Source organism: Ruegeria sp. R14_0, from assembly GCF_017743975.1.
Taxonomy (GTDB): Bacteria; Pseudomonadota; Alphaproteobacteria; order Rhodobacterales; family Rhodobacteraceae; genus Ruegeria.
Map to the genome: position 1 here is coordinate 34,244 of NZ_JAGHRC010000003.1, position 24,794 is coordinate 59,037.

At 58.1% G+C, this 24,794-nt stretch carries 24 protein-coding genes; 8 read left to right on the forward strand and 16 right to left on the reverse strand.

Going from position 1 to position 24,794, the window contains the following annotated elements; all coding sequences use genetic code 11:
* Positions 1–19: 19 nt before the first annotated feature.
* From J7416_RS09930 to J7416_RS09950, 5 genes are all read right to left on the reverse strand, one after another.
* Positions 20–865 (reverse strand): ABC transporter permease, encoded by an 846-nt coding sequence (locus J7416_RS09930; protein WP_209224569.1) that lies wholly within the window; start codon positions 863–865, stop codon positions 20–22.
* Entirely contained in the window at positions 862–1,794 is a 933-nt protein-coding gene (locus J7416_RS09935) for an ABC transporter permease subunit (RefSeq protein WP_209224571.1), read from the reverse strand. The genes J7416_RS09930 and J7416_RS09935 overlap by 4 nt, the downstream gene beginning before the upstream one ends.
* A gap of 141 nt (positions 1,795–1,935) precedes the next feature.
* The gene (locus tag J7416_RS09940; RefSeq protein WP_209224573.1) at positions 1,936–2,733 is read right to left on the reverse strand and encodes an ABC transporter ATP-binding protein; all 798 of its coding nucleotides are present in this window, start codon (positions 2,731–2,733) and stop codon (positions 1,936–1,938) included.
* Positions 2,734–2,788: 55 nt separating this feature from the next.
* Positions 2,789–4,243, reverse strand: a complete 1,455-nt coding sequence (gene hydA, locus J7416_RS09945; RefSeq protein WP_209224575.1) for a dihydropyrimidinase — start codon at positions 4,241–4,243, stop codon at positions 2,789–2,791.
* Between the two features lie 92 nt (positions 4,244–4,335).
* Positions 4,336–5,586, reverse strand: coding sequence for a Zn-dependent hydrolase (locus J7416_RS09950; RefSeq protein ID WP_209224577.1), 1,251 nt, complete (start codon positions 5,584–5,586; stop codon positions 4,336–4,338).
* A gap of 171 nt (positions 5,587–5,757) precedes the next feature.
* Between J7416_RS09950 and J7416_RS09955 the strand changes: the two genes are divergently transcribed.
* Entirely contained in the window at positions 5,758–6,366 is a 609-nt protein-coding gene (locus tag J7416_RS09955; RefSeq protein WP_209224579.1) for a TetR family transcriptional regulator C-terminal domain-containing protein, read from the forward strand.
* A 45-nt stretch (positions 6,367–6,411) separates the two neighbouring features.
* Here J7416_RS09955 and preA read toward each other — a convergent pair whose 3' ends face one another.
* The 4 genes from preA to J7416_RS09975 all read right to left on the reverse strand — a co-directional run bounded on the left by preA (position 6,412) and on the right by J7416_RS09975 (position 10,744).
* A complete protein-coding gene (gene preA, locus J7416_RS09960) occupies positions 6,412–7,716 on the reverse strand; it encodes an NAD-dependent dihydropyrimidine dehydrogenase subunit PreA (protein WP_209224581.1) in 1,305 nt (434 codons plus the stop codon).
* Positions 7,717–7,734: 18 nt separating this feature from the next.
* Entirely contained in the window at positions 7,735–8,571 is an 837-nt protein-coding gene (locus tag J7416_RS09965) for a methyltransferase domain-containing protein (RefSeq protein ID WP_209224583.1), read from the reverse strand.
* A gap of 46 nt (positions 8,572–8,617) precedes the next feature.
* Positions 8,618–9,952, reverse strand: coding sequence for an NAD(P)-dependent oxidoreductase (locus tag J7416_RS09970; RefSeq protein ID WP_209224584.1), 1,335 nt, complete (start codon positions 9,950–9,952; stop codon positions 8,618–8,620).
* Between the two features lie 159 nt (positions 9,953–10,111).
* Positions 10,112–10,744: a cupin domain-containing protein gene (locus tag J7416_RS09975; protein WP_209224586.1), complete on the reverse strand. Its 633-nt coding sequence runs from the start codon at positions 10,742–10,744 to the stop codon at positions 10,112–10,114.
* A gap of 166 nt (positions 10,745–10,910) precedes the next feature.
* On the opposite strand from J7416_RS09975, the gene J7416_RS09980 reads away from it, so the two are divergent.
* From J7416_RS09980 to J7416_RS09990, 3 genes are all read left to right on the forward strand, one after another.
* A complete protein-coding gene (locus J7416_RS09980) occupies positions 10,911–11,906 on the forward strand; it encodes a hypothetical protein (protein ID WP_209224588.1) in 996 nt (331 codons plus the stop codon).
* A 72-nt stretch (positions 11,907–11,978) separates the two neighbouring features.
* Positions 11,979–13,271, forward strand: a complete 1,293-nt coding sequence (locus J7416_RS09985; RefSeq protein WP_209224589.1) for an O-acetylhomoserine aminocarboxypropyltransferase/cysteine synthase family protein — start codon at positions 11,979–11,981, stop codon at positions 13,269–13,271.
* A gap of 3 nt (positions 13,272–13,274) precedes the next feature.
* Positions 13,275–13,985: a GNAT family protein gene (locus J7416_RS09990; RefSeq protein ID WP_209224591.1), complete on the forward strand. Its 711-nt coding sequence runs from the start codon at positions 13,275–13,277 to the stop codon at positions 13,983–13,985.
* A gap of 2 nt (positions 13,986–13,987) precedes the next feature.
* Here J7416_RS09990 and J7416_RS09995 read toward each other — a convergent pair whose 3' ends face one another.
* Complete coding sequence (locus J7416_RS09995; RefSeq protein WP_209224593.1) at positions 13,988–14,683, reverse strand: SIMPL domain-containing protein; 696 nt, start codon at positions 14,681–14,683, stop codon at positions 13,988–13,990.
* A gap of 164 nt (positions 14,684–14,847) precedes the next feature.
* On the opposite strand from J7416_RS09995, the gene J7416_RS10000 reads away from it, so the two are divergent.
* Complete coding sequence (locus J7416_RS10000; RefSeq protein WP_209224594.1) at positions 14,848–16,803, forward strand: hypothetical protein; 1,956 nt, start codon at positions 14,848–14,850, stop codon at positions 16,801–16,803.
* A gap of 54 nt (positions 16,804–16,857) precedes the next feature.
* On the opposite strand, the gene hppD is transcribed toward J7416_RS10000, so the two are convergent.
* Positions 16,858–17,955, reverse strand: a complete 1,098-nt coding sequence (gene hppD / locus J7416_RS10005) for a 4-hydroxyphenylpyruvate dioxygenase (RefSeq protein ID WP_209224596.1) — start codon at positions 17,953–17,955, stop codon at positions 16,858–16,860.
* A 146-nt stretch (positions 17,956–18,101) separates the two neighbouring features.
* Between hppD and J7416_RS10010 the strand changes: the two genes are divergently transcribed.
* Both J7416_RS10010 and J7416_RS10015 read left to right on the forward strand, forming a co-directional pair.
* Complete coding sequence (locus J7416_RS10010; protein WP_170421670.1) at positions 18,102–18,557, forward strand: Lrp/AsnC family transcriptional regulator; 456 nt, start codon at positions 18,102–18,104, stop codon at positions 18,555–18,557.
* 19 nt (positions 18,558–18,576) lie between these two features.
* Positions 18,577–20,460, forward strand: a complete 1,884-nt coding sequence (locus J7416_RS10015) for a monovalent cation:proton antiporter-2 (CPA2) family protein (RefSeq protein ID WP_209224598.1) — start codon at positions 18,577–18,579, stop codon at positions 20,458–20,460.
* A 25-nt stretch (positions 20,461–20,485) separates the two neighbouring features.
* Here J7416_RS10015 and cobT read toward each other — a convergent pair whose 3' ends face one another.
* Positions 20,486–21,499 (reverse strand): nicotinate-nucleotide--dimethylbenzimidazole phosphoribosyltransferase, encoded by a 1,014-nt coding sequence (gene cobT / locus J7416_RS10020; protein WP_209224600.1) that lies wholly within the window; start codon positions 21,497–21,499, stop codon positions 20,486–20,488.
* Between the two features lie 79 nt (positions 21,500–21,578).
* Between cobT and cobS the strand changes: the two genes are divergently transcribed.
* A complete protein-coding gene (gene cobS, locus J7416_RS10025; RefSeq protein ID WP_209224601.1) occupies positions 21,579–22,343 on the forward strand; it encodes an adenosylcobinamide-GDP ribazoletransferase in 765 nt (254 codons plus the stop codon).
* Here cobS and J7416_RS10030 read toward each other — a convergent pair.
* From J7416_RS10030 to J7416_RS10045, 4 genes are all read right to left on the reverse strand, one after another.
* The gene (locus J7416_RS10030) at positions 22,340–23,110 is read right to left on the reverse strand and encodes a potassium channel family protein (RefSeq protein WP_209224603.1); all 771 of its coding nucleotides are present in this window, start codon (positions 23,108–23,110) and stop codon (positions 22,340–22,342) included. The genes cobS and J7416_RS10030 overlap by 4 nt on opposite strands.
* Positions 23,111–23,223: 113 nt before the next feature.
* On the reverse strand, positions 23,224–23,739 hold the full coding sequence (locus J7416_RS10035) for a CarD family transcriptional regulator (RefSeq protein WP_170348382.1): 516 nt from the start codon (positions 23,737–23,739) through the stop codon (positions 23,224–23,226).
* A 283-nt stretch (positions 23,740–24,022) separates the two neighbouring features.
* Positions 24,023–24,361, reverse strand: coding sequence for a ferredoxin FdxA (fdxA, locus tag J7416_RS10040; protein ID WP_170464235.1), 339 nt, complete (start codon positions 24,359–24,361; stop codon positions 24,023–24,025).
* 66 nt (positions 24,362–24,427) lie between these two features.
* The gene (locus J7416_RS10045; protein WP_209224605.1) at positions 24,428–24,793 is read right to left on the reverse strand and encodes an RNA-binding S4 domain-containing protein; all 366 of its coding nucleotides are present in this window, start codon (positions 24,791–24,793) and stop codon (positions 24,428–24,430) included.
* Position 24,794: the final 1 nt, after the last annotated feature.

Below are 24,794 nucleotides of genomic sequence, written 5' to 3' on the forward strand. Positions count from 1 at the left end.
GTCTGTTGAATTCTTTTTGTTATCCGCGTTGTGACGGGTGCCAGAACGTTACCGCTTTTTCGAGCATAGCTACCAAAGCATAGAACAACGTACCCGCCATGGCAGCCACCGCGATTTCGGCCCAGACCAGATCGATGGACAGGCTGCCGACCCCGGTCGAAATGCGAAAGCCCATGCCGCGTGTAGGTGAGCCAAAATACTCGGCAACAATTGCACCAATCAGAGCCAGAGTTGTTGCAATCTTCAAACCATTGAAAATGAACGGCATCGCCGCAGGCAAGCGCAGCTTGATAAGTGTCTGCATATAACTGGCCGCATAGGTCCGCATCAGGTCGCGCTGCATTGCATCCGCTTCGCGCAACCCTTGCACAGTGTTCACCAGGATCGGAAAGAACACCATCACAACGACCACGGCAGCTTTGGATTGCCAGTCAAACCCGAACCAGCTGACCAAGATGGGCGCGATCCCAACGATCGGCAGAGCCGCCACAAAGTTACCGATAGGCAGCAAGCCACGGGTCAGGAACAGCGACCGATCGATCAGGATGGCCGTCAGAAAAGCCGCCGAACTGCCAATGGCAAACCCCGTCAGGGCCCCTTTGAAAACAGTTTGCTTAAAGTCCTGCCACAGAATGTCCGTCGAATTCGCAAAGGTCTGCGCAACCATGGATGGGGGCGGCAGGATGACGGGCGATACATTGAACCCTCGCACCAACCCTTCCCACAGGATCAGGAGTGTGACGCCGAACAGGACCGGGACAAAGACGCGTATACCTCTCGAGTCATGGTAGATCGATCTGGCAAGCCAGACGTTCAGTGCCCAGGCTCCAGCCCAAAAGATGAGTGCAAAGATCAGCCAGCTCATGTGCCCATCCCCATTCTTTTAAGGGTTAGGCGTTGGACGATATCCAGCAGCGTCACCAGAACGCCCGCAAGGATGGCCGCGGCAAACAGGGCCGCCCAGATTGCCAAAGGTGTTCCGAACTGATCCCCGATCAGAATTCGCGCACCCAGACCCGAGATTGCGCCCGTTGGAAGCTCACCTACAATGGTCCCGACCAAGGCCGCCGCGATGCCCACCTTCAACGACGTAAACAGATACGGCACCGAAGACGGCAGGCGGAGTTTCAGAAACGCTTGCAGCCCGGTCGCGTTGTAAGTCTTGAGCAGATCCAGCTGCGAAACCGCAGGTGATCGCAGGCCTTTGACCATTCCGACCAGAACCGGGAAGTAACACAGATAGGCCGAGATGATCGCCTTGGGCACCCCGCGCCCCTCGATCCCCAATTGCGAACTCAGCACGATGATCATGGGCGCAAGCGCAACAATCGGCACCGTCTGGCTGATGATCGCCCATGGCATCAGGCTCATATCGACAACGCGGGAATAGACGATCGCCACCGCCCCCAGAATGCCGACCGCGGTCCCGAGGACAAATCCCCACAGAGTGGATTGCAGCGTGATCCACCCGTGATAAATCAACGACCGCTTTGACATCGGACGGCCTTTTATCACCATTTCCCCGGTGGTTTTCCAAAGCTCCTCACCTACTTGGACAGGCGTCGGCAAGCGTGGGCGGTCCAGATCATAGCCCCGGATGATATGTCCCGAGTTCTGCGCCATCAGTATCCAAACTGAAACCTGCTGGCGATCACGCGACGCCTCGGGGGTAACGGCCTCTCCGGCTCGTTCGGCCTGATCCAGAGACGTACGGATATTCATCGGACCAACCGCCACATACCACAGCACAACGATGGCCAGCAGCACGGTCAGAACGGCAAAGAACTGTTTCATGCCGGCCGCTCCGCCCGATAGCCACAGGCCGAAACCTCGACTAGATTCTGCCGACCAAAGAGGTTGCCTTTGCGCTGGTTCACCTTGATGCAGGCTTCAGACGCATTGAGTGCTGTGCGGCAGAATCGGTTCCTTGACACCTCAATCATCATAAGAGTGCCCTGCCCGCAGTCCGTCACGCACGCGATGCGCGACCTCAATGAATTCCGGGGTATCGCGTATGTCCAATGGCCTCTCTTTCGGCAGTGGACTGTCGATCACATCCGTGATCCGACCCGGTCGCGGGCTCATCACCACGATCTTGGTGCTCAGATATACCGCCTCGGGAATCGAGTGCGTCACGAAACCAATGGTCTTTTCCGTCCGGGCCCAGAGCGCCAGAAGCTGTTCATTCAGGTGGTCGCGAACGATCTCATCCAAAGCACCAAACGGTTCGTCCATCAGCAGAATATCGGCGTCAAAGGCCAGCGCTCGCGCAATGCTGGCCCGTTGCTGCATGCCACCGGACAGTTGCCAGGGGTATTTTCCACCAAACCCATCAAGATCAACAAGTTCCAGGACCTTGTTCACCCGCTCGTCCTGTTCGGCAGCAGAATATCCCATGATTTCAAGTGGCAGTTTTATGTTCTTTGAAATAGTCCGCCACGGATACAACCCCGCCGCCTGAAAAACATATCCATACGCCCGTTTGCGCCGCGCCTCATCCGGGGTCATGCCATTGACGGTTAATGTCCCACCAGTCGGCGTTTCCAACGCTGCTATGCACCGCAAAAAGGTGGTCTTGCCGCAACCCGAGGGCCCGATAAAGCTGACAAAATCACCCTTGTTGATGGTCAGACTTACGTCCTTCAATGCGTGGATCGGGCCGTCATTGGTTTGGAAGGTCAGATCCAGCTGCCTTGCCTCGATGACGGGCTGGGTAGTGCTTTCAGTATTCATTCCATAGCCTTGAAAAGATTTGGCTTTGGGCCGCAGCGTATGCGGCCCGCATTCTTCATACGCCCGTCGCCGGAATACCCGACCGCTCAATTGGCCGCGGTGCAGTCAGCTCTTTCCAAGTGCTCAGCGCCTTGTTCACGTGACCATTGGGCTCACGCGCAACAAAGTCACCATGGCCCTCTTGCGTACGAATCTCGCCATCATGAACCGCCACCTGGCCACGGGTCAGAGTAAACCGCGGCAGACCCTTGACCTCTTTGCCTTCGAATACGTTGTAATCGATCGAGGATTGTTGGGTGTCGGCACTGATAGTCTTGGTCTTTTCCGGGTCCCAAACCACAATATCCGCATCTGCGCCCACAAGGATTGCGCCCTTTTTCGGATAGCAATTCATGATCTTAGCGATATTTGTTGAAGTCACCGCAACGAATTCATTCATCGTCAAACGCCCGGTGTTCACCCCATAAGTCCACAGCATCGGCATCCGGTCTTCAAGCCCGCCGGTGCCGTTCGGAATCTTGGTGAAATCACCGACGCCATAGCGCTTCTGTTCTGTTGTAAACGCACAATGGTCCGTCGCAACAACGCTCAGCGTGCCCGAGTGCAACCCATTCCACAGGCTATCCTGATGCTGCTTATTCCGGAACGGGGGACTCATAACCCGCCGCGCGGCGTGGTCCCAGTCCTGATGGAAATACTCGCTTTCATCCAGTGTCAGGTGCTGGATCAAAGGCTCGCCCCAGACGCGCTTGCCCTGCATCTTGGCCCGGCGGATCGCTTCATGCGCATCCTCGCAGGACGTATGGACCACATACAACGGAACCCCTGCCATATCTGCGATCATAATGGCCCGGTTGGTCGCCTCGCCCTCAACCTGCGGCGGGCGGGAATAGGCGTGTGCTTCGGGTCCGGTATTGCCTTCGGCCAACAGTTTGGCGCTCAGTTCGGCCACCACATCACCATTCTCAGCGTGCACCATGGCAATCCCGCCCAGTTCAGCGAGGCGCTTGAACGAGGCAAACAATTCGTCATCGTTCACCATCAACGCGCCCTTATAGGCCATGAAGTGCTTAAATGTATTGATTCCGCGTGTTTCGATAACGGTCTTGATGTCATCGAACACCTGCTCGCCCCACCAGGTCACCGCCATATGGAAAGAATAGTCGCAGTTCGCACGGGTCGACTTGTTGTCCCACCGCTTCAGCGCGTCCAGCAAGCTTTCACCTGGGTTGGGTAATGCAAAGTCGACCACCATCGTGGTGCCACCGGCAAGTGCCGCCCGCGTCCCACTTTCGAAATCATCGCTGGAATACGTCCCCATAAAGGGCATTTCGAGATGGGTATGCGGATCAATCCCACCCGGCATGACATAGCAGCCGGTCGCGTCCAGCTCTTTGTCCCCCTTCAGGTCCAGGCCGATCTCGGTGATCACACCGTCCTCGACCATGACGTCCGCCTTATAGGAAAGATCCGCAGTTACAACGGTCCCATTCTTGATAACAGTGCTCATTTTAATCTCCCTGACGCGGTCTGCGCCGCTTGCTTCATCTGGCTAAAAACATCCCGGGGGAGCCGCCCGTAGGGCGGCGGGGGCAGAGCCCCCTATTCTACGATTTCCGCTGTCTCAACGACCGCGTGAAACAGAACATCAGCACCCGCCGCAGCCCATTCCTTGCTGATCTCTTCAGCCTCATTATGGCTCAGACCATCTACACAGGGACACATCACCATCGCCGTCGGTGCGACGCGGTTGATCCAGCAGGCATCATGCCCTGCGCCCGAGATGATGTCGGTATGCGAATACCCCATTCGTTCAGCCGCATCGCGAACCGCGGCGACGCAACCTTCGTCGAATTTCACAGGATCAAATCCACCGACTTTCTCAAATTCGATCTGCAGGCCCATATTATCAACGATGTCTTCAGCCGCGACACGCAGACGGTTCTCCATGTCCTTGATAACCTGCAACTCGGGCGAGCGGAAATCGACCGTGAACACGGCCTTTCCGGGGATCACATTTCGGGAATTCGGGAACACTTCGATATGCCCGGCAGCCCCCACAGCATGGGGCGCGTGAGACCACGCAATCTCATCCACTTTTTCCAATATCCGCGCCATGGCCAGACCGGCATTCTTGCGCATCGGCATCGGGGTGGATCCGGTATGGGCATCCTTGCCAGTCACGGTGATTTGCGTCCAGCTCAGACCCTGCCCATGGGTCACGACACCGATATCTTTTCCTTCGGCCTCCAAAATCGGGCCCTGTTCGATATGCAGTTCAAAGAAAGCACGCATCTTTCGGGCGCCAACCTCTTCTTCACCGCGCCAACCTATGCGCTTCAACTCATCGCCGAACTTCTTGCCTTCGGCGTCTTCGCGATCATAAGCCCAGTCCTGCGTGTGCATCCCCGCAAAAACGCCCGAAGATAGCATCGCAGGCGCATAGCGCGTGCCCTCTTCGTTGGTCCAGTTGGTCGCCACAATCGGATGCTTGGTCTTAATCCCCAGATCATTGAGCGTTCGGATGATTTCCAATCCACCAAGCACGCCGAGAACACCATCGTATTTACCGCCTGTCGGCTGCGTATCCAGATGAGAACCGACATAGACCGGCAACGCGTCGGGGTCCGTTCCCTCACGACGGGCAAACATATTGCCCATCTGGTCCAACCCCATGCTGCACCCGGCATCCTCGCACCATTTCTGAAACAGGGCACGTCCTTCGGCGTCTTCATCCGTCAGCGTCTGGCGGTTGTTGCCCCCCGCAACGCCCGGGCCGATCTTGGCCATCTCCATCAGGCTGTCCCAAAGTCTGTCGCCATTAATCCTGAGGTTTTGCGCCGGAGCTGCCATCTTGTTTTCCCTGTTGCTTGCGATTTGGCTCGCTTTTTGATGTCTTGATTTGACCATCTGGTCAAACTCACGCTATCACGGGTTCGACATCAGTCAAGAAATTGCATGGTGCCGCTGCAAAATTCGGCATAGTTGGCACTCGCTTGGCCGAAAAAGAGACAACCGGAAAACATGCCCAAAGACCGCGCACCGACCCGAATTCAGAAAAAGAACCGCGCCGCGATTCTCGAGGCCGCGTTAAACGTATTTTCCGCGCATGGTTTCCGTGGGGCGACGGTCGATCAAATCGCGACTGAAGCCGGTCTGAGCAAACCGAACCTTCTGTACTACTTCCCTTCGAAAGAGGCGATCCACACCGCACTGTTGTCAGGCCTGTTGGAAACATGGCTGGCGCCGCTGCACGATCTGGATGCAGACGGCGATCCGATGGAGGAAATCCTGTCATACATCCGGCGCAAACTGCAGATGAGCCGGGATTTACCGCGCGAAAGCCGTCTGTTTGCGAACGAATTGGTTCAGGGCGCTCCGCGCATTCACCAGTCATTGTCGGACGACCTCAAAACACTTGTGGATGAGAAAACGGCCATTCTGACCGCATGGATGGATCAGGGCAAAATCGCGCGCCTGCATCCGCACCACCTGATCTTTTCAATCTGGGCACTGACCCAGCATTACGCGGATTTTGACGTTCAGGTCCGTGCGATTCTGGGCGATGAAGACCCGTTCGAAGGGGCCGAGCCGTTTATCGACACGCTCTATCGAAAGCTACTCGCACCATAGAGAAAGGGGCCGTGTTGCGGCCCCTTTTCTTTTTGCTTCGCAGTGTTACTCGGCGGCTTTCGCCATCGGATTGTTCGGGTGCGTTGTCCAGTTCGCGTACTCTGGCTGAACCTCTCGTCCAGTACGCGGATCGACCTCGCCCGCCTCCATTGGCACCATCGAGATACAGCCATCTACCGGGCACACATCCACGCACAGATTACAAGCGACGCATTCGTCATCCATCACCTCAAACACCCGATCATCGGACATCGAGATTGCCTGGTGGCTTGTATCCTCACACGCGGCATAGCAGCGGCCACATTTGATGCACTGGTCTTGGTCGATCTTTGCCTTGGCCACGTAGTTCAGGTTCAGGTACTGCCAGTCGGTGACGTTCGGAACGGCGAGACCAACGATTTCCGAGACGTTTTTGTAGCCCTTTTCATCCATCCACTTGGACAGACCCGCGGTCAGTTCGTCGATGATCTTGAACCCATATGTCATCGCAGCGGTACAGACCTGAACGTTTCCACATCCCAGCGCCATGAACTCTGCTGCGTCGCGCCACGTGGTTACGCCGCCGATGCCGGAAATCGGCAGGCCATGCGTGGCCTGCGCGCGGGAGATTTCGGAGACCATCGACAAGGCAATCGGCTTCACCGCTGGACCGCAATAGCCGCCGTGGCTGCCCTTGCCGTCAATCGACGGTTCGGGGCTGAAAGTGTCCAGATTGACGCTGGTGATCGAGTTGATCGTGTTGATCAGCGACACCGCATCCGCACCGCCGTTTTTGGCAGCCTCAGCGGGCTTACGGATATCGGTGATGTTTGGCGTCAGCTTCACGATGACCGGGCGGTCATAGTACTGCTTGCACCAGCGGGTGACCATCTCGATATATTCCGGCACCTGCCCCACGGCCGAACCCATGCCGCGTTCGCTCATCCCGTGCGGGCAGCCAAAGTTCAGCTCGATGCCATCCGCACCGGTTTCCGCCACGCGCGGCAGAATGGCCTTCCACGCCGCCTCTTCACACGGGACCATGATCGACGCGATCAGAGCGCGATCCGGGTAGTCGGCCTTAACCCGCGCCATCTCCTCCAGGTTCACTTCAAGTGGCCGGTCGGTGATCAGCTCGATGTTGTTCAGACCCAACAGCCGACGATCTGCGCCGTAAATCGCACCATAGCGCGGGCCGTTCACGTTCACGACCGGTGGCCCCTCGGACCCCAGCGTTTTCCAGACCACGCCACCCCATCCGGCCTCGAACGCGCGACGGACGTTGTATTCCTTGTCCGTCGGCGGAGCAGATGCCAGCCAGTACGGGTTGGGGCTTTCGATGCCCAAAAAGTTCGTCTTCAGATCGGCCATGGCTTCTCCCTTCCCGGCTCAGCCGGTTTTCTTGAATATCATTTCGGTCGGGCGAATGCGCCCGGCCTTCAGGTTTTTGACGTAGTTCTGGAATTTCTCGGGTGCGGTCTCACCCATCATCAGGTGGATACCCAAGGCGGGCGGACCGCTTTCAGCAATGCGCGCGAAGACCTCTTCGAAAAACTCCAACGCGAATTGCGTACGGTCGGTCTCGGCGACCAATTCCAGACCGGCGGCACCCGCAGCGTCTTTGTAAACTTGCGGCGCATGAACAAACGAGGTCTCAGATACGGTTGACCACGGCAGCGGGAAGGACAGTGGTTCGTCCACGTCCCCGCCCATCACATCGAACAGGGCAAATGTTCCGTCTGTGGCCAACGCGCGCGAGACTTCGGCGAACAGACCGGCCTTGTCTTCGATGTTCATGCCCACATGCAACATGACGGCAAGGTCAAACCCCGCATCTGGCACCGGCATATCCAAGGCACTTCCGACGTGAAAGCTGGCTTTCTCGGAATGCCCGACCAGATCGCTTAGGGCTGTGGCAGTTTCGACGAATTCCGGCGTCAGATCGACCCCGGTGACCGTCGAGTCATAGCGATCCACAATATACCGAGACGTACCGCCTATGCCGCATCCCACGTCCAGAACGCGTGTTGCATGGGTCGGCGACAGCTGCGCGAACAGGTTGTCGGTCGCCAGAACACCCCCGGTGTGGAACTCATCCCCCGCTTTCAGATCGGCCACAGTGGCCGCGTCCGGGTCAATCCCACTGGCCTCAAGCGCCGCGCGCACGCGGTCGGTTAGGGCTCCGGTGGTATAGTGTTGGGCAACGGCTTGTTCGATCTGGGACATGGGAATACCTCAGCAGCGAAAGGAATGGGGTGAGTACCCCACCCTATCACGAAACCAGCGTTGCGTGGATGTCCATCGCGGCATCGCGGCCCTCGGCCACTGCGGTCACGGTCAGGTCTTCGCCCCCCGCCGCGCAGTCACCACCAGCCCAAACACCCGCCATGGAGGTCCGTCCAGCCCCGGTTACAGCGATCTTGTTGCCGTCCAGTTCCAGACCCTCCGGCGCGCCGTCCAGATTTTGACCAATGGCCTTGAGCACCTGATCTGCAGGCAGGCGGATCATTTCTCCGGTGCCGGTCAGCTGCCCGTTCTGACTGGTAGTATACTCCAACTCGATCTCGACCGCGGCCCCGTTTCCATGGATGGCCACAGGTTGCACATTGGTCATGATCTTGACGCCGTGCGACGATGCGAGGTCCTGTTCGTACCGGCTGGCCCCCATCGCGTCGCGTCCTCGGCGATAGGCAATAGTGACATGTTCGGCACCCAGTAGTTTCGACTTCACCGCAGCATCTACTGCAGTCATGCCGCCGCCGATGACAACCACGTTGCGACCTACGGGCAGATCGACCAGATCAGAGGCCTGACGCACGTCCGATATGAAATCCACAGCAAAGCGAACGCCATCTTTTTCCGCCCCGTCGGCGCGCAGGGCGTTCACCCCGGCAAGACCAATGGACAGAAACACCGCGTCATAGCTTTCGACCAGCCCCTCCAGCGAGATACCTTCACCCAGAACCGAACCCGTCTCGATCGAGATCCCGCCGATTTCCAGCAGCCAATCCACCTCGGCCTGAGCGAAGTTGTTGGTGGATTTATAAGCGGCGATCCCATATTCGTTCAGACCGCCAGGCTTGGGCTTGCTCTCGTGGATCACGACGTCATGACCAAACATGGCCAGCCGGTGCGCACAGGCCAGACCAGCAGGCCCTGCCCCGATCACGGCGACCGTTTTGCCCGTGGGCGCGGCGCGCTGGAACGGGTGGGTCCCTGTGGCCATCACGCTGTCGGTTGCGTAACGCTGCAGGCGCCCGATCTCGACCGGCGCGCCCTCGGCGGTTTCGCGGACGCAAACTTCTTCGCACAGTGTCTCGGTGGGACAAACACGGGCGCACATACCGCCCAGAATGTTCTGTGCCAGAATGGTTTCGCCCGCGGCCTCTGGCTGGCCGGCCTGAATCTGCCGCATGAACAGCGGGATATCGATGTCCGTGGGACAGGCCGTCACGCATGGCGCGTCATAGCAAAAATAGCACCGATCCGCTGCCACGGCGGCCTCGTGCGGGGCCAGTGGCGGATGTAGATCCGTGAAATTCGAGGTCAGCTCATCGCTGGACAGCCGCCCGGAAACAATGCCGGAGGCAATCTGGCCCTGTGCCATCACTCTACTCCCTGTAGATATGTTTGTTGTAGCCTCAGCTTGCCACAAACAAATTTTTTATCAAATGGTAAAATTTGCCAAATGGTCAAAAAATGAAAAAACCGGACCATTCGATCCGGTTTTCTCAAGCGATTGCCTGTTTTTGATGCAGCCGGTGGATCAGACCATCTTTGCAAGATGCCCGGTTTTCGTCCAAACCCGCGCGCCGGATGCCCCTGCGGTAGCCGAAGACCGCGTGCCGGGCGGCAATCTGAGCCAATCCCAGTTGGTGAATTCTTCGCCGGATTCTTGCAGCGATCCTTCGATCACAAACAGCTCCAGCCCTTCTGATGCGTCCAGTTCCAACGTCTCGCCCGCTGTGAGGTTGAACACCCTGACCTCTTCGTGCGCGTCCTTGAACAGCTGTGTATTTCCCTTGCCATTAATCGACCGGCGCAGCTCGGTCCGGTCGGCGGGGTCGAATTGATGCAGCTTCACCAAGATCGTCGCGCCCTCTTTTGCCGAAGGCGTATGCGACGAGGTCGGCGGGTTACGCACGTAGCTGCCAACGGGAAAATCACCGGTTTCGTCCTGAAACACACCGTCCAGAACCAGGTACTCTTCGCCCCCGTCGTGCGTATGCGGCGCAAAAGCACTGCCCGGAGCAAAACGGACGATCGTCGTCGCGCGCGCGACCTCATCTCCGATGCGGTCCAGCATCTTGCGCTCGACGCCAGCAGCGGGCGACGCAATCCAGTCGTTCTGGTCGAAATGAACCGCGACGCGTTTGGTGAAATCTGCGTTGATCCTCATAAGCTCACTCCTGATCGGGGTCGTCTGCCTAAGATGGGATTGTGCGGGCACATTTCAAATATGCCTCTTATTTCTGGTTTTGACGGGCGGGCTTGCGTGCTGTACGTCAAGCACATCACCCGAGCAGCGCCGGACGACGGCATTCACAATAACCGAAAGTCACCGGATGCAGGCCAGCGCCCCGAAATTCAATATTGTCATCATCGGGCAAAACAACCGACTGCAATACGAGGCCTTGCTGTTCGCGGCATCCCTGCACCACAGCAGCCCGGATTTCGACGGTCGCTTGTTCGTGGCGGTCCCCCAAGCCGGACCGCGTTGGCCGCGGGACCCAAGCCTTCACGATGAGGATCTGCTAAAGGCCTTGCGCCAATTGGATGCAGAAATCCTGCCCTTCGAGAACAGAGTGTTCGGCGCAAGCTACCCCTATGGCAACAAGATCGAAGCGCTTATGGCCCTGCCCGAGGGTGAGCCGTTCGTTTTCTTCGACAGTGACACTCTGATCACCGGGGATTTGAATAGCGTGCCCTTCGACTTCGACCGACCCAGCGCGTCCCTGCGAGTCGAAGGCACTTGGCCTAAGCCGACCCTGTATGGCCCCGGACTGCACGGAATCTGGGAGGCGCTGTATCACAAGTTCGGGCTGGATTTCGACAGCTCACAGGACACCACCCAGCCCGTGGATTACTGGCGACGCTATCTGTATTTCAACGCCGGATTTTTCTTTTACTCGTGCCCGCGCAAGTTCGGGGAACGCTTCTTGGATTTCGCGCGCGCCATTCGCGACGACGAAATTCCCGAGCTTGCGGGCCAAAACCTAAACCCCTGGCTGGATCAGGCCGCCCTGCCGCTGGTGATTCATTCATTCGGCGGCGGACGGGACGCCCTGCCCTGTGGTCTTTTGGATGGGACCGTCAGCTGTCACTACCGCCTGTTCCCGCTGCTCTATGCCCGCGAAAGCGACCATGTGGTCGAGGTGCTGGAAACCGTGGCTGCGCCGAACAGGGTCAAGAAAGTGCTCAAGGCGTATGACCCGATCAAAAAGCTGGTGTTGCAGCGCAAGGGGCACAAAATCCGCGATATGTTCGATCGCGACAACCTGCCAAAACGCGAGCAGGCCATTCGCAACCAGATCCGCAACAAGGGCCTGTGGATGCGCTGACAGGATTGTTGTGCACGCGTCCTCAATCGCCTAGAGATTCTGCAACACACATTCCAACAGGAGTTTTCCACGATGTCTGACGGCCCCACCTACGGTTTTGATACGCTTCAAATTCACGCGGGCGCGCGACCCGATCCCGCAACTGGCGCACGTCAGACGCCGATCTACCAGACCACGGCCTATGTGTTCCGCGATGCCGACCACGCGGCGGCCTTGTTCAACCTGCAAGAGGTCGGGTTTATCTATTCTCGCCTGACCAACCCAACGGTGGCTGTTCTGCAGGAACGCGTTGCCACGCTAGAAGGCGGCGTCGGCGCGGTGTGCTGTTCGTCCGGGCACGCCGCTCAGATCATGGCGCTGTTCCCGCTGATGGGACCGGGGTGCAACGTGGTCGCATCGACCCGCCTTTACGGTGGTACGGTCACGCAGTTCAGCCAGACCATCAAACGGTTCGGTTGGTCGGCCAAGTTCGTCGACACCGACGATCTGGACGCTGTGAAAGACGCCATCGACGAAAACACCCGTGCCGTGTTCTGCGAATCCATAGCCAACCCGGGTGGCTATGTCACCGATATCCGGGCGCTGGCAGATGTGGCCGACGCCGCAGGCATCCCCCTGATCGTCGACAACACCTCGGCCACGCCCTACCTGTGCCGCCCCATTGAACACGGCGCGACTCTGGTTGTGCATTCAACCACAAAGTACCTGACCGGCAATGGCACCGTCACTGGCGGCTGCATCGTGGATTCGGGCAAGTTCGACTGGTCGGCGAATGACAAGTTCCCCTCGCTCAGCGAACCGGAACAAGCCTATCACGGTCTGAAGTTTCATGAGACGTTCGGCCCGCTGGCCTTCACCTTCCACGGCATCGCCATCGGCCTGCGCGATCTGGGTATGACGATGAACCCGCAAGCGGCGCATTACACGCTGATGGGAATCGAAACGCTGTCGTTGCGGATGGAGCGCCACGTGGAAAACGCCCAAAAGATCGCGGCGTGGCTCGAAGCTGATGATCGTGTGGAGTACGTCACCTATGCGGGCCTGCCTTCGTCGCCCTATCACGACCGGGTCAAGGCGCATTACAAGAAAGGTGCCGGGGCCTTGTTCACCTTTGCGGTCAAAGGCGGCTATGACGCCTGCGTTAAGCTGGTGAATGCGCTAGAGATTTTCAGCCATGTCGCCAACCTGGGCGATGCCCGGTCGCTGATCATCCACTCGGCCTCGACCACGCACCGCCAACTGACGCCGGAACAGCAAGAAGCTGCGGGTGCCGGTCCGGGTGTGGTGCGGGTTTCGATCGGAATCGAAGATGCCGATGACCTGATCGCCGATCTGGATCAGGCTCTGGCAAAAGCCACTGCCTAAGCCATGAGCGGCCACGACACCAACCACCTTGGTCAACCCATCGGATTGCCGGTCACGGGCGACTTTCCTCGCCCTACACCGCCTTACACGCCGATGGAAGGCCGGTTTTGCTCTGTCGTGCCGCTGGACGTCAATCGGCATGCGCCCGGATTATACCGGGCGTTCGCCAAAGACACGGATGGCCGCAACTGGACCTACCTGCCCTACGGACCCTTCGAAAACGAGCAGGGGTTCGAGGATTGGGCCCGCGCGTCCTGCATGGATGCGGACCCGATGTTCCACACGGTTCTGGACAGCGCAGGCACACCTGTCGGCATGGCCTCGTATCTGCGGATCGAACCTGCGGCAGGCACGATCGAAGTTGGACACATCCATTTCTCGCCTTTGTTGCAGCGTAAGCCGCAATCGACCGAAACGATGTACCTGATGATGCGGCGCGTTTTCGATGAACTGGGTTATCGCCGTTACGAATGGAAGTGCGACGCGCTGAACGGACCGTCGCGTCAAGCGGCCGAGCGGCTTGGCTTTACCTTTGAAGGCGTGTTCAGGCAGGCCACCCACTACAAAAGTAGAAACCGCGATACGGCCTGGTACGCGATCCTCGACAGTGAATGGCCGCGTATTCGCAGCGCGTTTGAAACCTGGCTCGCGCCTGAGAACTTTGATGACTCGGGCCAGCAGAAAAATCCTCTGATGGCCCGCGCTGACGCCTGAAATCACTCAGAGATTTCGAACTCCATTGTCACAGTGACCGAGACTGAAACCTCACCCCCTGCAACCGGCACACTACCCGCATCGGCCATATTGTATTCGCGCATCGCCGCGACAGGACGCACGCCGCCGACCTGTTCACTGATCTCCTGCACCGGGCCCAGCGTCACATTTGCAGCCTGCGCAAGCTGTTCAGCCTTGGCAGTCGCTTCGGCCACAGCATTTGCGCGCGCTTGTGCTTCAAGAGGTTTGGGATCCTGAACTCCAAAGCTGAGACCGCCGAAGTCGTTGGCTCCGTCCTGAATGACCGCGTCCATTATGGAGCCCAACTGCGACAGGTCACGAACGCGCACAAACACCCGGTTCGATGCGACAAAGCCTGAGATTTCGGGCCGCTCACCACTGTTGTTGTTGCGGTTGTTCCAGACCGGCGACAAAGACACATCGCGGGTCTGAACATCGCGCGCATCAATACCAAGCTCTTGCAGCCGGCTGAGCACCTGCGCAACCGCATCCGATGTGGCCTGCATTGCGTTCGACGCCTGCGCGTCCTCATTGGTGACGCCCAGCGTGATGGTCGCCATGTCGGGTACAGATTGCACGGTTCCCGCAGCGTCAACAGTGATGCGACGTTCTTCCGCATGGGCCAGACCTGCCGCTGAAATCGACAGAGCCGCGGCCAGAAAAGCGATTTTATTCAAAGTCTTCCCTCCGATTTGCTTTCCCACAACATGGGGTGGCAAGGGTCTGCCGAACAAGGGGAAAGCCCGGCTTTTTCTTTCCCTCGGCGGGATCCTGCTTTAATGTCACTCTGCGGACGATCCGTCGTTTGCGCCGATGATGATAACTATGGTTCTTCCGGATTATGAAACCCGCCTTTGCGCTGTCTTTTTCTTCGACCGGAATATCCCTGCACCACTTCGCGGATGGCGACTGGTTCTGTGTTGGCGAGGTCGCGCTGGATGCGCCTGACCTGAACGCACAGATTATTGCCCTGCGTGAAAAGGGCTTTGCGCTGGAAAACGACCTGAATTGCAAGCTGGTGATCCCGGCCGATCAGGTGCGGTTCCTGTCCGTTCCCACCGAAGGACTAAACGCTGCAGATAGCGCGGAACAAGCGCGGACCGAATTGGCAGACGCAACGCCCTACGACCTGGAAGAGCTGGCTTTTGTTACCGAAACGGATGGCACGACGACCTACGTCGCCGCTGTTGCCCGTCAGACTCTTGAAGAAGCGCGCGTCTTTGCGGCCGAGCATGGGTTTGTTCCTGTCCAATACACTACAACGCCCGAGGATCAGGCTTACCCTTCCGAACCTGTTTTCTTGCTGGACACTCCGTCCGAACCGCCAGCAAAAGAAAACACCGCGGAACAGGATACCGGCCCTGCCGTTCATGCAATCGCGGATACGGAGTCTCCGACAGAATTCCGATCAGCCCCGACAAGCGATAAGGCTGGTGCAGCGACCGGTGCCACGGCCCTGAAGCGCTATGCAATTCCAGCGGCAGCGGCCGCCGCCCTTGCCTGCGTGGGCATGCTCACGTGGTCGATGTCAGGATCGGACACGCCCATCGCACCAGAGACAGCGGTCCTTGCGGAACCTGAGCCAGAAGTCGCGCCCGATACTCAGGTCGCTTCTACGCCTGCGATTGAGGACGTCGGGGACGCCGAGGTCGCCGCAGCACCTGAGCCCGAAGAGCCCATGGAAACCTTGGCAGTCGAAGCGCCAGAGACTGAAGAGGCCCCTGAGATCGCCGCGCTCGCCCCCGCCGAGACCGAGCAGCCCCAACCAGAGGAAAGCCCGGACATCAGCGCCACCGATGCCGCGATCCTTGAGGCTTTGAATATTGCGCCCACGAGTGTTGAACCGATCGAGCGCGCGCCCGAGGTTGCGGATGTTCCCACGCAAGCTGGCATAGAAATCACTGTTCCCGGCCCTCTGCCCTATCCCATCTTACCGCAAACGGACGACTTGTACCTCGCCTCGCTGGATCGAACAGACTTGTCGCAGGATGCTGTCGCACTGCCTCCGGTCACCAGCTTTGAAACGGACCTTCCCTTCGAACAGATCGCGCAGCCCGCAGAGGCCGGAGTTCAGTTCGAACTGGACGAACGAGGACTGGTCACGCCTACGGCCGAGGGGACATTGAACCCGGAAGGTGTGGTTGTGTATCTGGGCCGCCCGTCCAAGGTTCCCCCGGCGGTTCCGGTTCGGTTCGAACAGGAACCGATCGAAGAGGACCCGGCGGACCGTTTGGCGCAATACCGACCTAAACCTCGGCCTGCGAATTTGTTGGAAAGCTTCGAACGCAGCCAACTTGGCGGACGAACACGTGCCGAACTGGCTGTTGTCCGGCCCAAACTGCGACCCGAGTCGTTGCAAAGCAGTCCCGAGGTGGATGAAACACCGACGGCTTTGGCCGTTGTCCGTGTTCCGCGCCCGAAACCCCGGCCTGCGGGGTTAAAACGACCCACGCCGACCAATACCGCCAATCTGGGGTCGACTGCGGCCGTGAACCAAAGCTCGGACGAAGCCGGCTCATTCCAGGCCAGATCGGTTGCGCCCAAGATCCCTTCGACCGCGTCGGTGGCTCGACAGGCAACCATCGACCGGGCGCTTAACCTGCGTAAGCTGAACCTGATCGGGGTCTATGGCACCCCTGCCAACCGGCGGGCCTTGGTCCGGTTGCCCAGCGGTCGGTACAAAAAGCTGAAAGTGGGCGACAGGCTGGACGGCGGCAGTGTAATCGCCATTGGCGACAGCGAGTTGCGGTACCAAAAGCGCGGCAAGAACGTGATCTTGAAGATGCCCAGAGGTTAAGAAAAAGGCGGCCACGGGGATGCCCGCGACCGCCTTTAGGTTTAAAGTACAAACTTAAGCAGCTGAAATTTCACCGCTTTCGATCTGCTCGCGCTCGATGGATTCGAACAAGGCCTGAAAGTTCCCTTCGCCGAAACCGTCATCGCCCTTGCGTTGGATGAACTCGAAGAAGATCGGGCCGATCACGGTTTTCGAGAATATCTGCAACAGGATCCGGGTCTCGCCGCCGTCCAGAACACCTTCTCCGTCGATCAGGATGCCGTGTTTCATCATCCGGTCCAGAGGTTCTTCGTGGTCCGCGACGCGATCTCGGGACATTTCATAATAGGACTGGTTCGGACCCGGCATGAACTTGAGGCCCTTTTCGGCAATCGCGTCAGTCGAGGCATAGATGTCTTCGCTGCCCACCGCGATGTGCTGGATGCCTTCGCCCTTGTATTTCTTGAGGTACGAGACGATCTGCCCGGTCTCACCGCGATCTTCGTTGATCGGAATGCGGATACGGCCGCAAGGCGAGGTCAGCGCGCGGCTATAAAGACCGGTGAACTTACCCTGGATGTCAAAGAAGCGGATTTCGCGGAAGTTGAACAGGTCGCCATAGAACTTGAACCACTTGTCCATATTGCCCTTGTAGACATTGTGGGTCAGGTGATCGAGGTAATAGAACCCGTCACCCCGCGGTTTGGACTGTTCGGTCCAGTTGAACTCGTGGTTGTAAGGCGATGTATCGTAATACTGATCTATGAAATAGATCAGCGATCCGCCGATACCCTTGATTGCCGGGACATCCATTGTCTTGTCCGCCGCATCATAGGGCTCTGCCCCTTTGGACACCGCATGCTCATAAGCTTTCTGAGCGTCTACAACACGCCACCCCATAGCGGGCGCACAGGGACCATGCTCGGCCACGAACTTGGCGGCATAGCTTTCGGAATCCGCGTTCAGGATATAGGTGACGTCACCCTGCTGCCACAACTCGACCAAGGGTTTGTCCTTGTGATGGCCTACCAGTTCAAACCCCATTTTGGCGAACAGATCGCGCAGCTCCTGGGGTTCCGGGTGGGCGAACTCGACAAATTCGAACCCATCCGTTCCGGCTGGATTTTCGGGGCTGATGACAGATTTCGGGGCGTTGTGCGGGAATGGACCCATGGCGCGTCTCCGTAAAAACAGGAATTTCTTTGCTGATTCCAAAATACGCCTTAACCAGTGCTGTTTCTGCGCATTGTTTTCGTGTAAACTGTGCTCACACGCGCAAACCACGCATGTTTTAAGGATTTTTTAAGGAAACTCCGCATATGCTGGATTCCACTGACACGCGGCTGTTGTCAGCCTTGCAAAAAGACGCACACCTGACCGCGCATCAATTGGGCGAGATGCTGAACCTGTCTCCCAGTCAGGCCGGGCGGCGACGTCAGCGGCTTGAGGCCGAAGGGTTCATAACTGGGTATGCCGCGCGACTGGATCCGCTAAAGCTGGGCCTGCAAGTGCAGGGCTTTATCCAGGTGCATCTGGGCACGCACGGGCCCGAACAGTCCGAAAGCTTTGCGCGCATGGTCGACACCCGCCCCGAGATTACCAGCGCCTGGACGATGACCGGAGAGGCAGATTACCTGCTGCATGTCTATTGCGACGATCTTTCCGCCCTCAATCGCTTGCTTCACCAGGTGATACTGCCGCATCCTGCAGTTGCCCGGGTCCAAAGCCAGATTGTGATGGACCAACTCAAACGCGACGCGCCCCTCCCCACCTGAGCGCACCGAAAGGACAAACATGGACGATTTCCTCTACCAGGCTTCGATCTATCTGGCTGCCGCCGTGATCGCTGTGCCGTTATCGGCGCGTCTGGGGTTGGGATCGGTACTGGGCTATCTGGCTGCCGGTATCATCATTGGCCCTGTTTTTGGTCTGGTCGGCGCTGAAACCGAAAGCCTGCAGCACGTGGCCGAATTTGGCGTGGTCATGATGCTGTTCCTGATCGGGCTTGAGCTTGAGCCGCGCGCCCTTTGGGATATGCGGGACCGACTCTTGGGACTAGGTGGCTTGCAGGTGCTTTTATCCACTGCGGTCATCGCCGCGGTCGCCATATACGCAAATCACCCTTGGTCGGTCGCTCTGGCTGTCGGGCTGACCTTGTCGCTGTCTTCGACCGCGATTGTGTTGCAGACCCTGTCAGAAAAAGGGCTGATGCAGACAAATGGCGGCAGGGCGACGTTCTCGGTTCTGTTAACGCAAGATATTGCAGTCATTCCCATTCTGGCGCTGCTGCCGCTGCTGGCGCTGCCTGCCATCCCTCATATCGAAAGTGATGGGTCTATCGACCGTGGCAGCGACGCTGCCCATCACGACGCCGCGCATCACAGCCTGTCTCTGGTCGAGGGTTTACCCGGCTGGGCCGTAACGCTGGTCACCATCGGCGCGATCGCTTTTGTCATTCTGGCTGGCATCTACCTGACGCGCCCGCTGTTCCGTTTTATCCACGCCACGCGTCTGCGTGAGATGTATACGGCTCTGGCGCTGATGATCGTTGTCGGGATTTCATTCTTGATGACCCTTGTGGGCCTGTCCCCGGCCTTGGGTGCCTTTTTGGCGGGCGTTGTACTGGCAAGCTCGGAATTCCGGCACGAGATGGAAAGCGACCTTGAGCCATTCAAGGGCTTATTCTTGGGTCTGTTTTTCATCACGGTCGGCGCCGGGATAGATGTTGGATACTTCTTCAACGACCCGCTTGATCTGATTGGCCTGGCGCTTTTGGTGATCCTGGCCAAAGGGATCATCCTGTTTCTGGTCGGTCGCGCCTTTAAGCTACGTGGGCGTGACCACTGGCTGTTCACGTTGGGGCTGGCACAGGCCGGTGAGTTTGGTTTTGTTCTGCTCGCGTTCTCCACCCAGCAGAATGTCATCCCACCCGATCTGTCGCAAAAGCTGTTGATGATCATCGCGCTGACAATGCTGATCACGCCGCTTTTGTTCATCATCTACGATCTGCTTTCGCGTCGCATGGGCGATGGCGCCCCGCAGGCAGAACCCGATGAGATCGACGAAAAAGGTCCCGTTATCATTGCTGGAATTGGGCGCTTTGGTCAGATCGTGAACCGGCTGGTGCGCGCCAGCGGGTTCAAAACCGTGGTTCTGGATCACGATATCGACACGATCCAACTGATGCGCCGCTTCGGGGTCAAAGGCTTTTTGGGGGATCCCACGCGTCCGGAACTGCTGCGCGCTGCCGGAATCGAAAAAGCGTCTGTCCTGGTCGCTGCAATGGACGACCCCAAACAGGTTACGCGACTGGTCGGCTATGCACGCCGCCAACGCCCGGATCTGCATATCGTGGCGCGCGCACGCGACCGGACCCATGTGTACGAACTCTACCAGGCCGGGGCTGATGATATTGTCCGCGAGATGTTCGACGGTTCACTGCGCGCGGGTCGGTATGTGCTGGAGAACATTGGCCTCAGCGAATACGAAGCCGCGCAGGCCGAGCAGACCTTCTACCACCACGACCGGACAGCTGTCCGCGATCTGGCAGAACTGTGGATTCCCGGAATGCCGACCGCGGAAAACAAGAAATACATCGAGCGGGCGCAGGCACTGGAAAAAGACCTCGAGACCGAGCTGTTGGAACTGGCCGAGAAGCACGCCAAGAAATCGGCCTGACCTTAAACGGTCAGGCCTTGACCGTTTAGCCGTCAGACACGCCTGCTTCGGCAAAAGTGGCCATGCCCGAATGACAGGCCACGGCGCTTTTCACGATATTGATCGCCAGAGCTCCGCCCGAACCTTCGCCCAAACGCAACCCAAGGCTCAGTAGTGGCTCTTTGCCAAGCTTGGCCAACACTGCGCCATGAGCGCCTTCGGCGCTTTGGTGACCAGATACGGCGTGGTCCAAGGCACCTGCGGACACATCCGTCAAACAGGCCGCAGCGGCGGAACAGATAAAGCCGTCCAAAATGACCGGAATGCGCAGGGCACGCGCTGCGGCGATGGCCCCGGCCATGGCTGCGATCTCGCGCCCGCCCAGACGGCGCAAAATCTCCAACCCGTCGCCTGATCCGGCATGCAGGGCTACCCCTTCGGCCACGACGCGGGTCTTGTTTGCCAACCCGGCATCGTCGACACCCGTGCCCCGCCCTGTCCAATCGGCCGCCTCGCCGCCGAACAAGGCACAGGCAATGGCCGCTGCAGGGGTTGTGTTTCCAATCCCCATCTCACCAACGACCAGAAGATCAGCATTGGGATCAACAGCGTTCCAGCCAACGCGCAGCGCCGCAAGCAGCTCATCCTCGGTCATGGCGGGACCCGCAGTGAAATCCGCCGTTGGCCGGTCCAGTTCCAGCGCATGCACATCCATGGTCGCACCCGCAGCCTTGGCCAATTGATTGATCGCCGCGCCGCCATGTTCAAAGTTCATGACCATCTGAACGGTCACTTCCGGTGGAAAGGCCGAAACACCCTGCGCCGTGACGCCATGATTCCCGGCAAACACGATGACCTGAGGGGCTGCGATCTGTGGCCGTGCGTCCCCACGCCAACCGGCATACCAAATCGCCAGATCCTCAAGCCGACCCAAAGCACCGGGCGGTTTCGTCAGTTGGCCGTTGCGATCGGCGGCACCCTGCAGTGCGTCACCATCCGGACCCGGAGCATTCCTCAGGGCCTCGCGAAGGGTTTTCAGGTCATTTAGTTCTGGCAGCATCCAAAGCCTCGTTGCATCAGAGTGGTCCTGTGTGTTTAACCGAAGCGTCCGATCCAACAAGACCCGGAAAGGCGCGGGAGTGAACAAAAACGACAACAAACCCTTTTCCAGGTGGGATTTTCCGCTGTCGCTAGTGCTGTTGACGCGATTGCCGATACCGCGCCTGCCCGATGAGGTCTTTTCAAGACAGGCAAACGCGGCCTGGGCCTTCCCTCTGGTCGGGCTGACCGTTGGTCTGATGGCCTGTGGGTTTGGCTGGGTCGCCACCGCTTCTGCCTTGCCATCGCTGGCCAGTGCGGTGATCGTGGTTGCGGTCCTGATCATGACCACGGGGGCGATGCACGAAGACGGGCTGGCGGATACGGTCGATGGGTTTTGGGGCGGCTTTACCCGGGAACGACGGCTGGAAATCATGAAGGACAGCCATATCGGCGCTTATGGCGTTCTGACGCTGATCCTGACCCAGTTGCTGCGCGTCGCATTGATCGCCGCCCTTTTGTCAGCAAACCAATTCGCGGGTATTATAGCTGCCTGCATCGTATCACGCGCATTTATGCCCGTTCTCATGAGCGCTTTGCCCAATGCCAGAAAAAGCGGGCTGAGCCATTCTGTTGGCGACCCAAAAACAGCCACCGCAGCAATGGGCCTGGGCCTTGCGGTCGCTTTGTCCTTGTTTTTGATCGGATCCGCCGCGCTGACCCCAACTGTGGTCGCCGCGCTGAGTATCACTGGGCTGGCCCTGATCGCCAAAGCCAAGATCAATGGTCAAACGGGCGACGTACTGGGGGCATCACAGCAAGTGGCAGAACTGGCGTTTCTGATGACCCTGGCGGCGGCGGTTTAACTCGTTCCGCCGGTTTCGATCCTCAGGGTTTCTCCACAATGCTTGCAGTGCACCGCGTCCGGGTCGTGCCGATACAGCCCGCAATTCGAGCATTTGTGGCGTACTTTCTGCGGCATAAAGATCGCCTGTGCCAGTCGTACGAACAGCGCGACCCCGACGATCATGATGAAGACCGAGAACAACTTGCCGCCAGGGGTCGCTAGTGTGATATCCCCGAACCCCGTGGTGGTCAGTGTTGCCATGGTAAAATACAGCGCGTCGATATAGGCGTTTGGGCTGTTTTCGGGAATGAAAAACACCAGCACTGCAGTCGACGTGGCGAATATAAAGACCAAAAGGTTGATCGCGGCGATCACTGCATCCTCGTGAGTCCGAAAGAAATGGCTGTCGCGCCGCAAGTCTCTGAGCAAATGATATGAGTGGATCAATCGCAGAGCGCGCAGAATTCGCAGGAAGGCCAGATTCCAAGGCAGGAACAGGTCTAGGATCAACGAAACGATGACGACAATATCAGCCAACGTGTAAATCTGGCGCAAGAGTTTCCAACGGTCCTTCGCAATCCACAGCCGGGCTACAAAATCCAGCACAATGAAAAACCCGATGATCAGGCTAAAGACAGTGAAAGCTGGGCCATGCGCCCCTTTTGCAGTCGAGACAAAGAAGACAATCGTGATCGCGTCAAACAGGATCAATCCGTAACGGAACCAAACCGAAATCGGATCGTGCCCGATATAAAGGTACTTTACCGTTTGCTTTATGTTCGCCATCTACGTGCCTCTTGCTATTGGGAAATTAGCCGCAAACCGGGCAATCACCAAGCCGTGCACGTGAAAAAGCCGCCCCCACACGGGAGCGGCTCAGAAACTGGGCTGCGTTCAGATCACGCTGCGGCAGCGCGCGAGGTCAGAACCTCATCAACTTGCTTGGCGGCCGACACCTCGCCGGCGCCAGATACAGCTGCAACTTCGCGGGTCAAACGTTCCAGCGCGGCTTCGTACAGTTGACGCTCGGAATAGCTTTGCTCGCGCTGATCATCGGTGCGGTGAAGATCGCGGACGACTTCGGCGATCGAGATCAGATCGCCCGAGTTGATCTTTTGTTCATATTCCTGCGCCCGGCGCGACCACATGGCGCGTTTGACCTTGGCCTTGCCCTTCAGCGTTTTCATCGCCTGACTGATAACGTCGGGCGAGCTGAGCGACCGCAGACCGGATTCGGTGACCTTGTTGGTCGGCACACGCAGGGTCATCTTATCTTTTTCAAAGGAAATGACGAACAGCTCGAGCGAGTATCCCGCGACTTCCTGCTCTTCGATCGAGATGATCTGGCCCACACCATGGGCGGGGTAGACAACGTAATCGTTCGGGCGGAACTCAAGCTTTTTCGACTTTGACATACAGGTTCATCCTTGGCTATCGAGTGAGGCACAGACAACAAAACGCCCTACCCCGTGCCAGCATGCGGCCCGGTCAGGCGATACGATTGTCAAAAATTCAGAACTCCAAAGCGTGCATACTTACGGAGTCATCCCCATCTCATTCATCATTCAACTTTTGAGTATATCACAAAATTGCGACGCCCGAAAGGCTAACCCCCGGCCACACTAAAAATCCTGATATTATTCAGGCGCATACAGTGTATGACAGCGACTGAACTACCGGGTTCAATACGCGAATCGCTTAGCCACCTTCACCGGGGGCTTCCGAGAAATACTTCTCCATCTTGCCCTCTTCACCGTCACGTTCCTCGGCCTCGGGCAGTGGGTCCTTCTTGGTCACGATCACAGGCCAAAGCTCAGAGTATTTTCGGTTGAACTCAACCCACGGCTCCATGCCTGGCTCGGTGTCGGGACGAATGGCGTCGGCGGGGCATTCAGGTTCACACACGCCGCAGTCAATGCATTCGTCGGGGTGAATGACCAGCGTGTTCTCACCTTCGTAAAAACAGTCCACCGGGCACACTTCGACGCAGTCGGTAAATTTGCAGCCAATGCAGTTCTCGGTGACGACATAGGTCATTGTTGGATTCCCATTCTCGGTTTGGGCGTTTAGCTAATTCAGTCTGGCCTTCTCTTCAAGGTAGGATCAACCATCCTGAGAGCGAGAAAGATCAAGTGCCCGCCGATCTTTCTTTGTTGGACGACCTTTTCCCTCAAATCCCGGATTCTTGGGAGGCGCGTCCTTCTTTTCCGTCAAATCCGCGAATAGCATTTGCGCTTCGGTCGCCGGGCCGCGCCGTTCCCCCAGTGCTTCGACCCGCACAACACGCACAAGCCGCCCCTGGGGGAAGGTCAAAACGTCACCGGGCCCGACGGCCTGAGCCGGTTTCAGCACCCGGTTTCCATTCAAACGCACATGGCCGCCGCTGACTTGCTTGGCGGCCAGGCTGCGGGTCTTGAAGAACCGCGCCTGCCACAACCACTTGTCAATCCGCAGCTTGGCATCGGGCATC

Bases quoted from the DNA above. Each gene is read 5' to 3' on its own strand.
- J7416_RS09930 (WP_209224569.1), bottom strand. From the start codon at position 865: ATGAGCTGGCTGATCTTTGCACTCATCTTTTGGGCTGGAGCCTGGGCA.
- J7416_RS09935 (WP_209224571.1), bottom strand. From the start codon at position 1,794: ATGAAACAGTTCTTTGCCGTTCTGACCGTGCTGCTGGCCATCGTTGTG.
- J7416_RS09940 (WP_209224573.1), bottom strand. From the start codon at position 2,733: ATGAATACTGAAAGCACTACCCAGCCCGTCATCGAGGCAAGGCAGCTG.
- hydA (WP_209224575.1), bottom strand. From the start codon at position 4,243: ATGAGCACTGTTATCAAGAATGGGACCGTTGTAACTGCGGATCTTTCC.
- J7416_RS09950 (WP_209224577.1), bottom strand. From the start codon at position 5,586: ATGGCAGCTCCGGCGCAAAACCTCAGGATTAATGGCGACAGACTTTGG.
- J7416_RS09955 (WP_209224579.1), top strand. From the start codon at position 5,758: ATGCCCAAAGACCGCGCACCGACCCGAATTCAGAAAAAGAACCGCGCC.
- preA (WP_209224581.1), bottom strand. From the start codon at position 7,716: ATGGCCGATCTGAAGACGAACTTTTTGGGCATCGAAAGCCCCAACCCG.
- J7416_RS09965 (WP_209224583.1), bottom strand. From the start codon at position 8,571: ATGTCCCAGATCGAACAAGCCGTTGCCCAACACTATACCACCGGAGCC.
- J7416_RS09970 (WP_209224584.1), bottom strand. From the start codon at position 9,952: ATGGCACAGGGCCAGATTGCCTCCGGCATTGTTTCCGGGCGGCTGTCC.
- J7416_RS09975 (WP_209224586.1), bottom strand. From the start codon at position 10,744: ATGAGGATCAACGCAGATTTCACCAAACGCGTCGCGGTTCATTTCGAC.
- J7416_RS09980 (WP_209224588.1), top strand. From the start codon at position 10,911: ATGCAGGCCAGCGCCCCGAAATTCAATATTGTCATCATCGGGCAAAAC.
- J7416_RS09985 (WP_209224589.1), top strand. From the start codon at position 11,979: ATGTCTGACGGCCCCACCTACGGTTTTGATACGCTTCAAATTCACGCG.
- J7416_RS09990 (WP_209224591.1), top strand. From the start codon at position 13,275: ATGAGCGGCCACGACACCAACCACCTTGGTCAACCCATCGGATTGCCG.
- J7416_RS10000 (WP_209224594.1), top strand. From the start codon at position 14,848: ATGAAACCCGCCTTTGCGCTGTCTTTTTCTTCGACCGGAATATCCCTG.
- hppD (WP_209224596.1), bottom strand. From the start codon at position 17,955: ATGGGTCCATTCCCGCACAACGCCCCGAAATCTGTCATCAGCCCCGAA.
- J7416_RS10010 (WP_170421670.1), top strand. From the start codon at position 18,102: ATGCTGGATTCCACTGACACGCGGCTGTTGTCAGCCTTGCAAAAAGAC.
- J7416_RS10015 (WP_209224598.1), top strand. From the start codon at position 18,577: ATGGACGATTTCCTCTACCAGGCTTCGATCTATCTGGCTGCCGCCGTG.
- cobT (WP_209224600.1), bottom strand. From the start codon at position 21,499: ATGCTGCCAGAACTAAATGACCTGAAAACCCTTCGCGAGGCCCTGAGG.
- J7416_RS10030 (WP_209224603.1), bottom strand. From the start codon at position 23,110: ATGGCGAACATAAAGCAAACGGTAAAGTACCTTTATATCGGGCACGAT.
- J7416_RS10035 (WP_170348382.1), bottom strand. From the start codon at position 23,739: ATGTCAAAGTCGAAAAAGCTTGAGTTCCGCCCGAACGATTACGTTGTC.
- fdxA (WP_170464235.1), bottom strand. From the start codon at position 24,361: ATGACCTATGTCGTCACCGAGAACTGCATTGGCTGCAAATTTACCGAC.
- J7416_RS10045 (WP_209224605.1), bottom strand. From the start codon at position 24,793: ATGCCCGATGCCAAGCTGCGGATTGACAAGTGGTTGTGGCAGGCGCGG.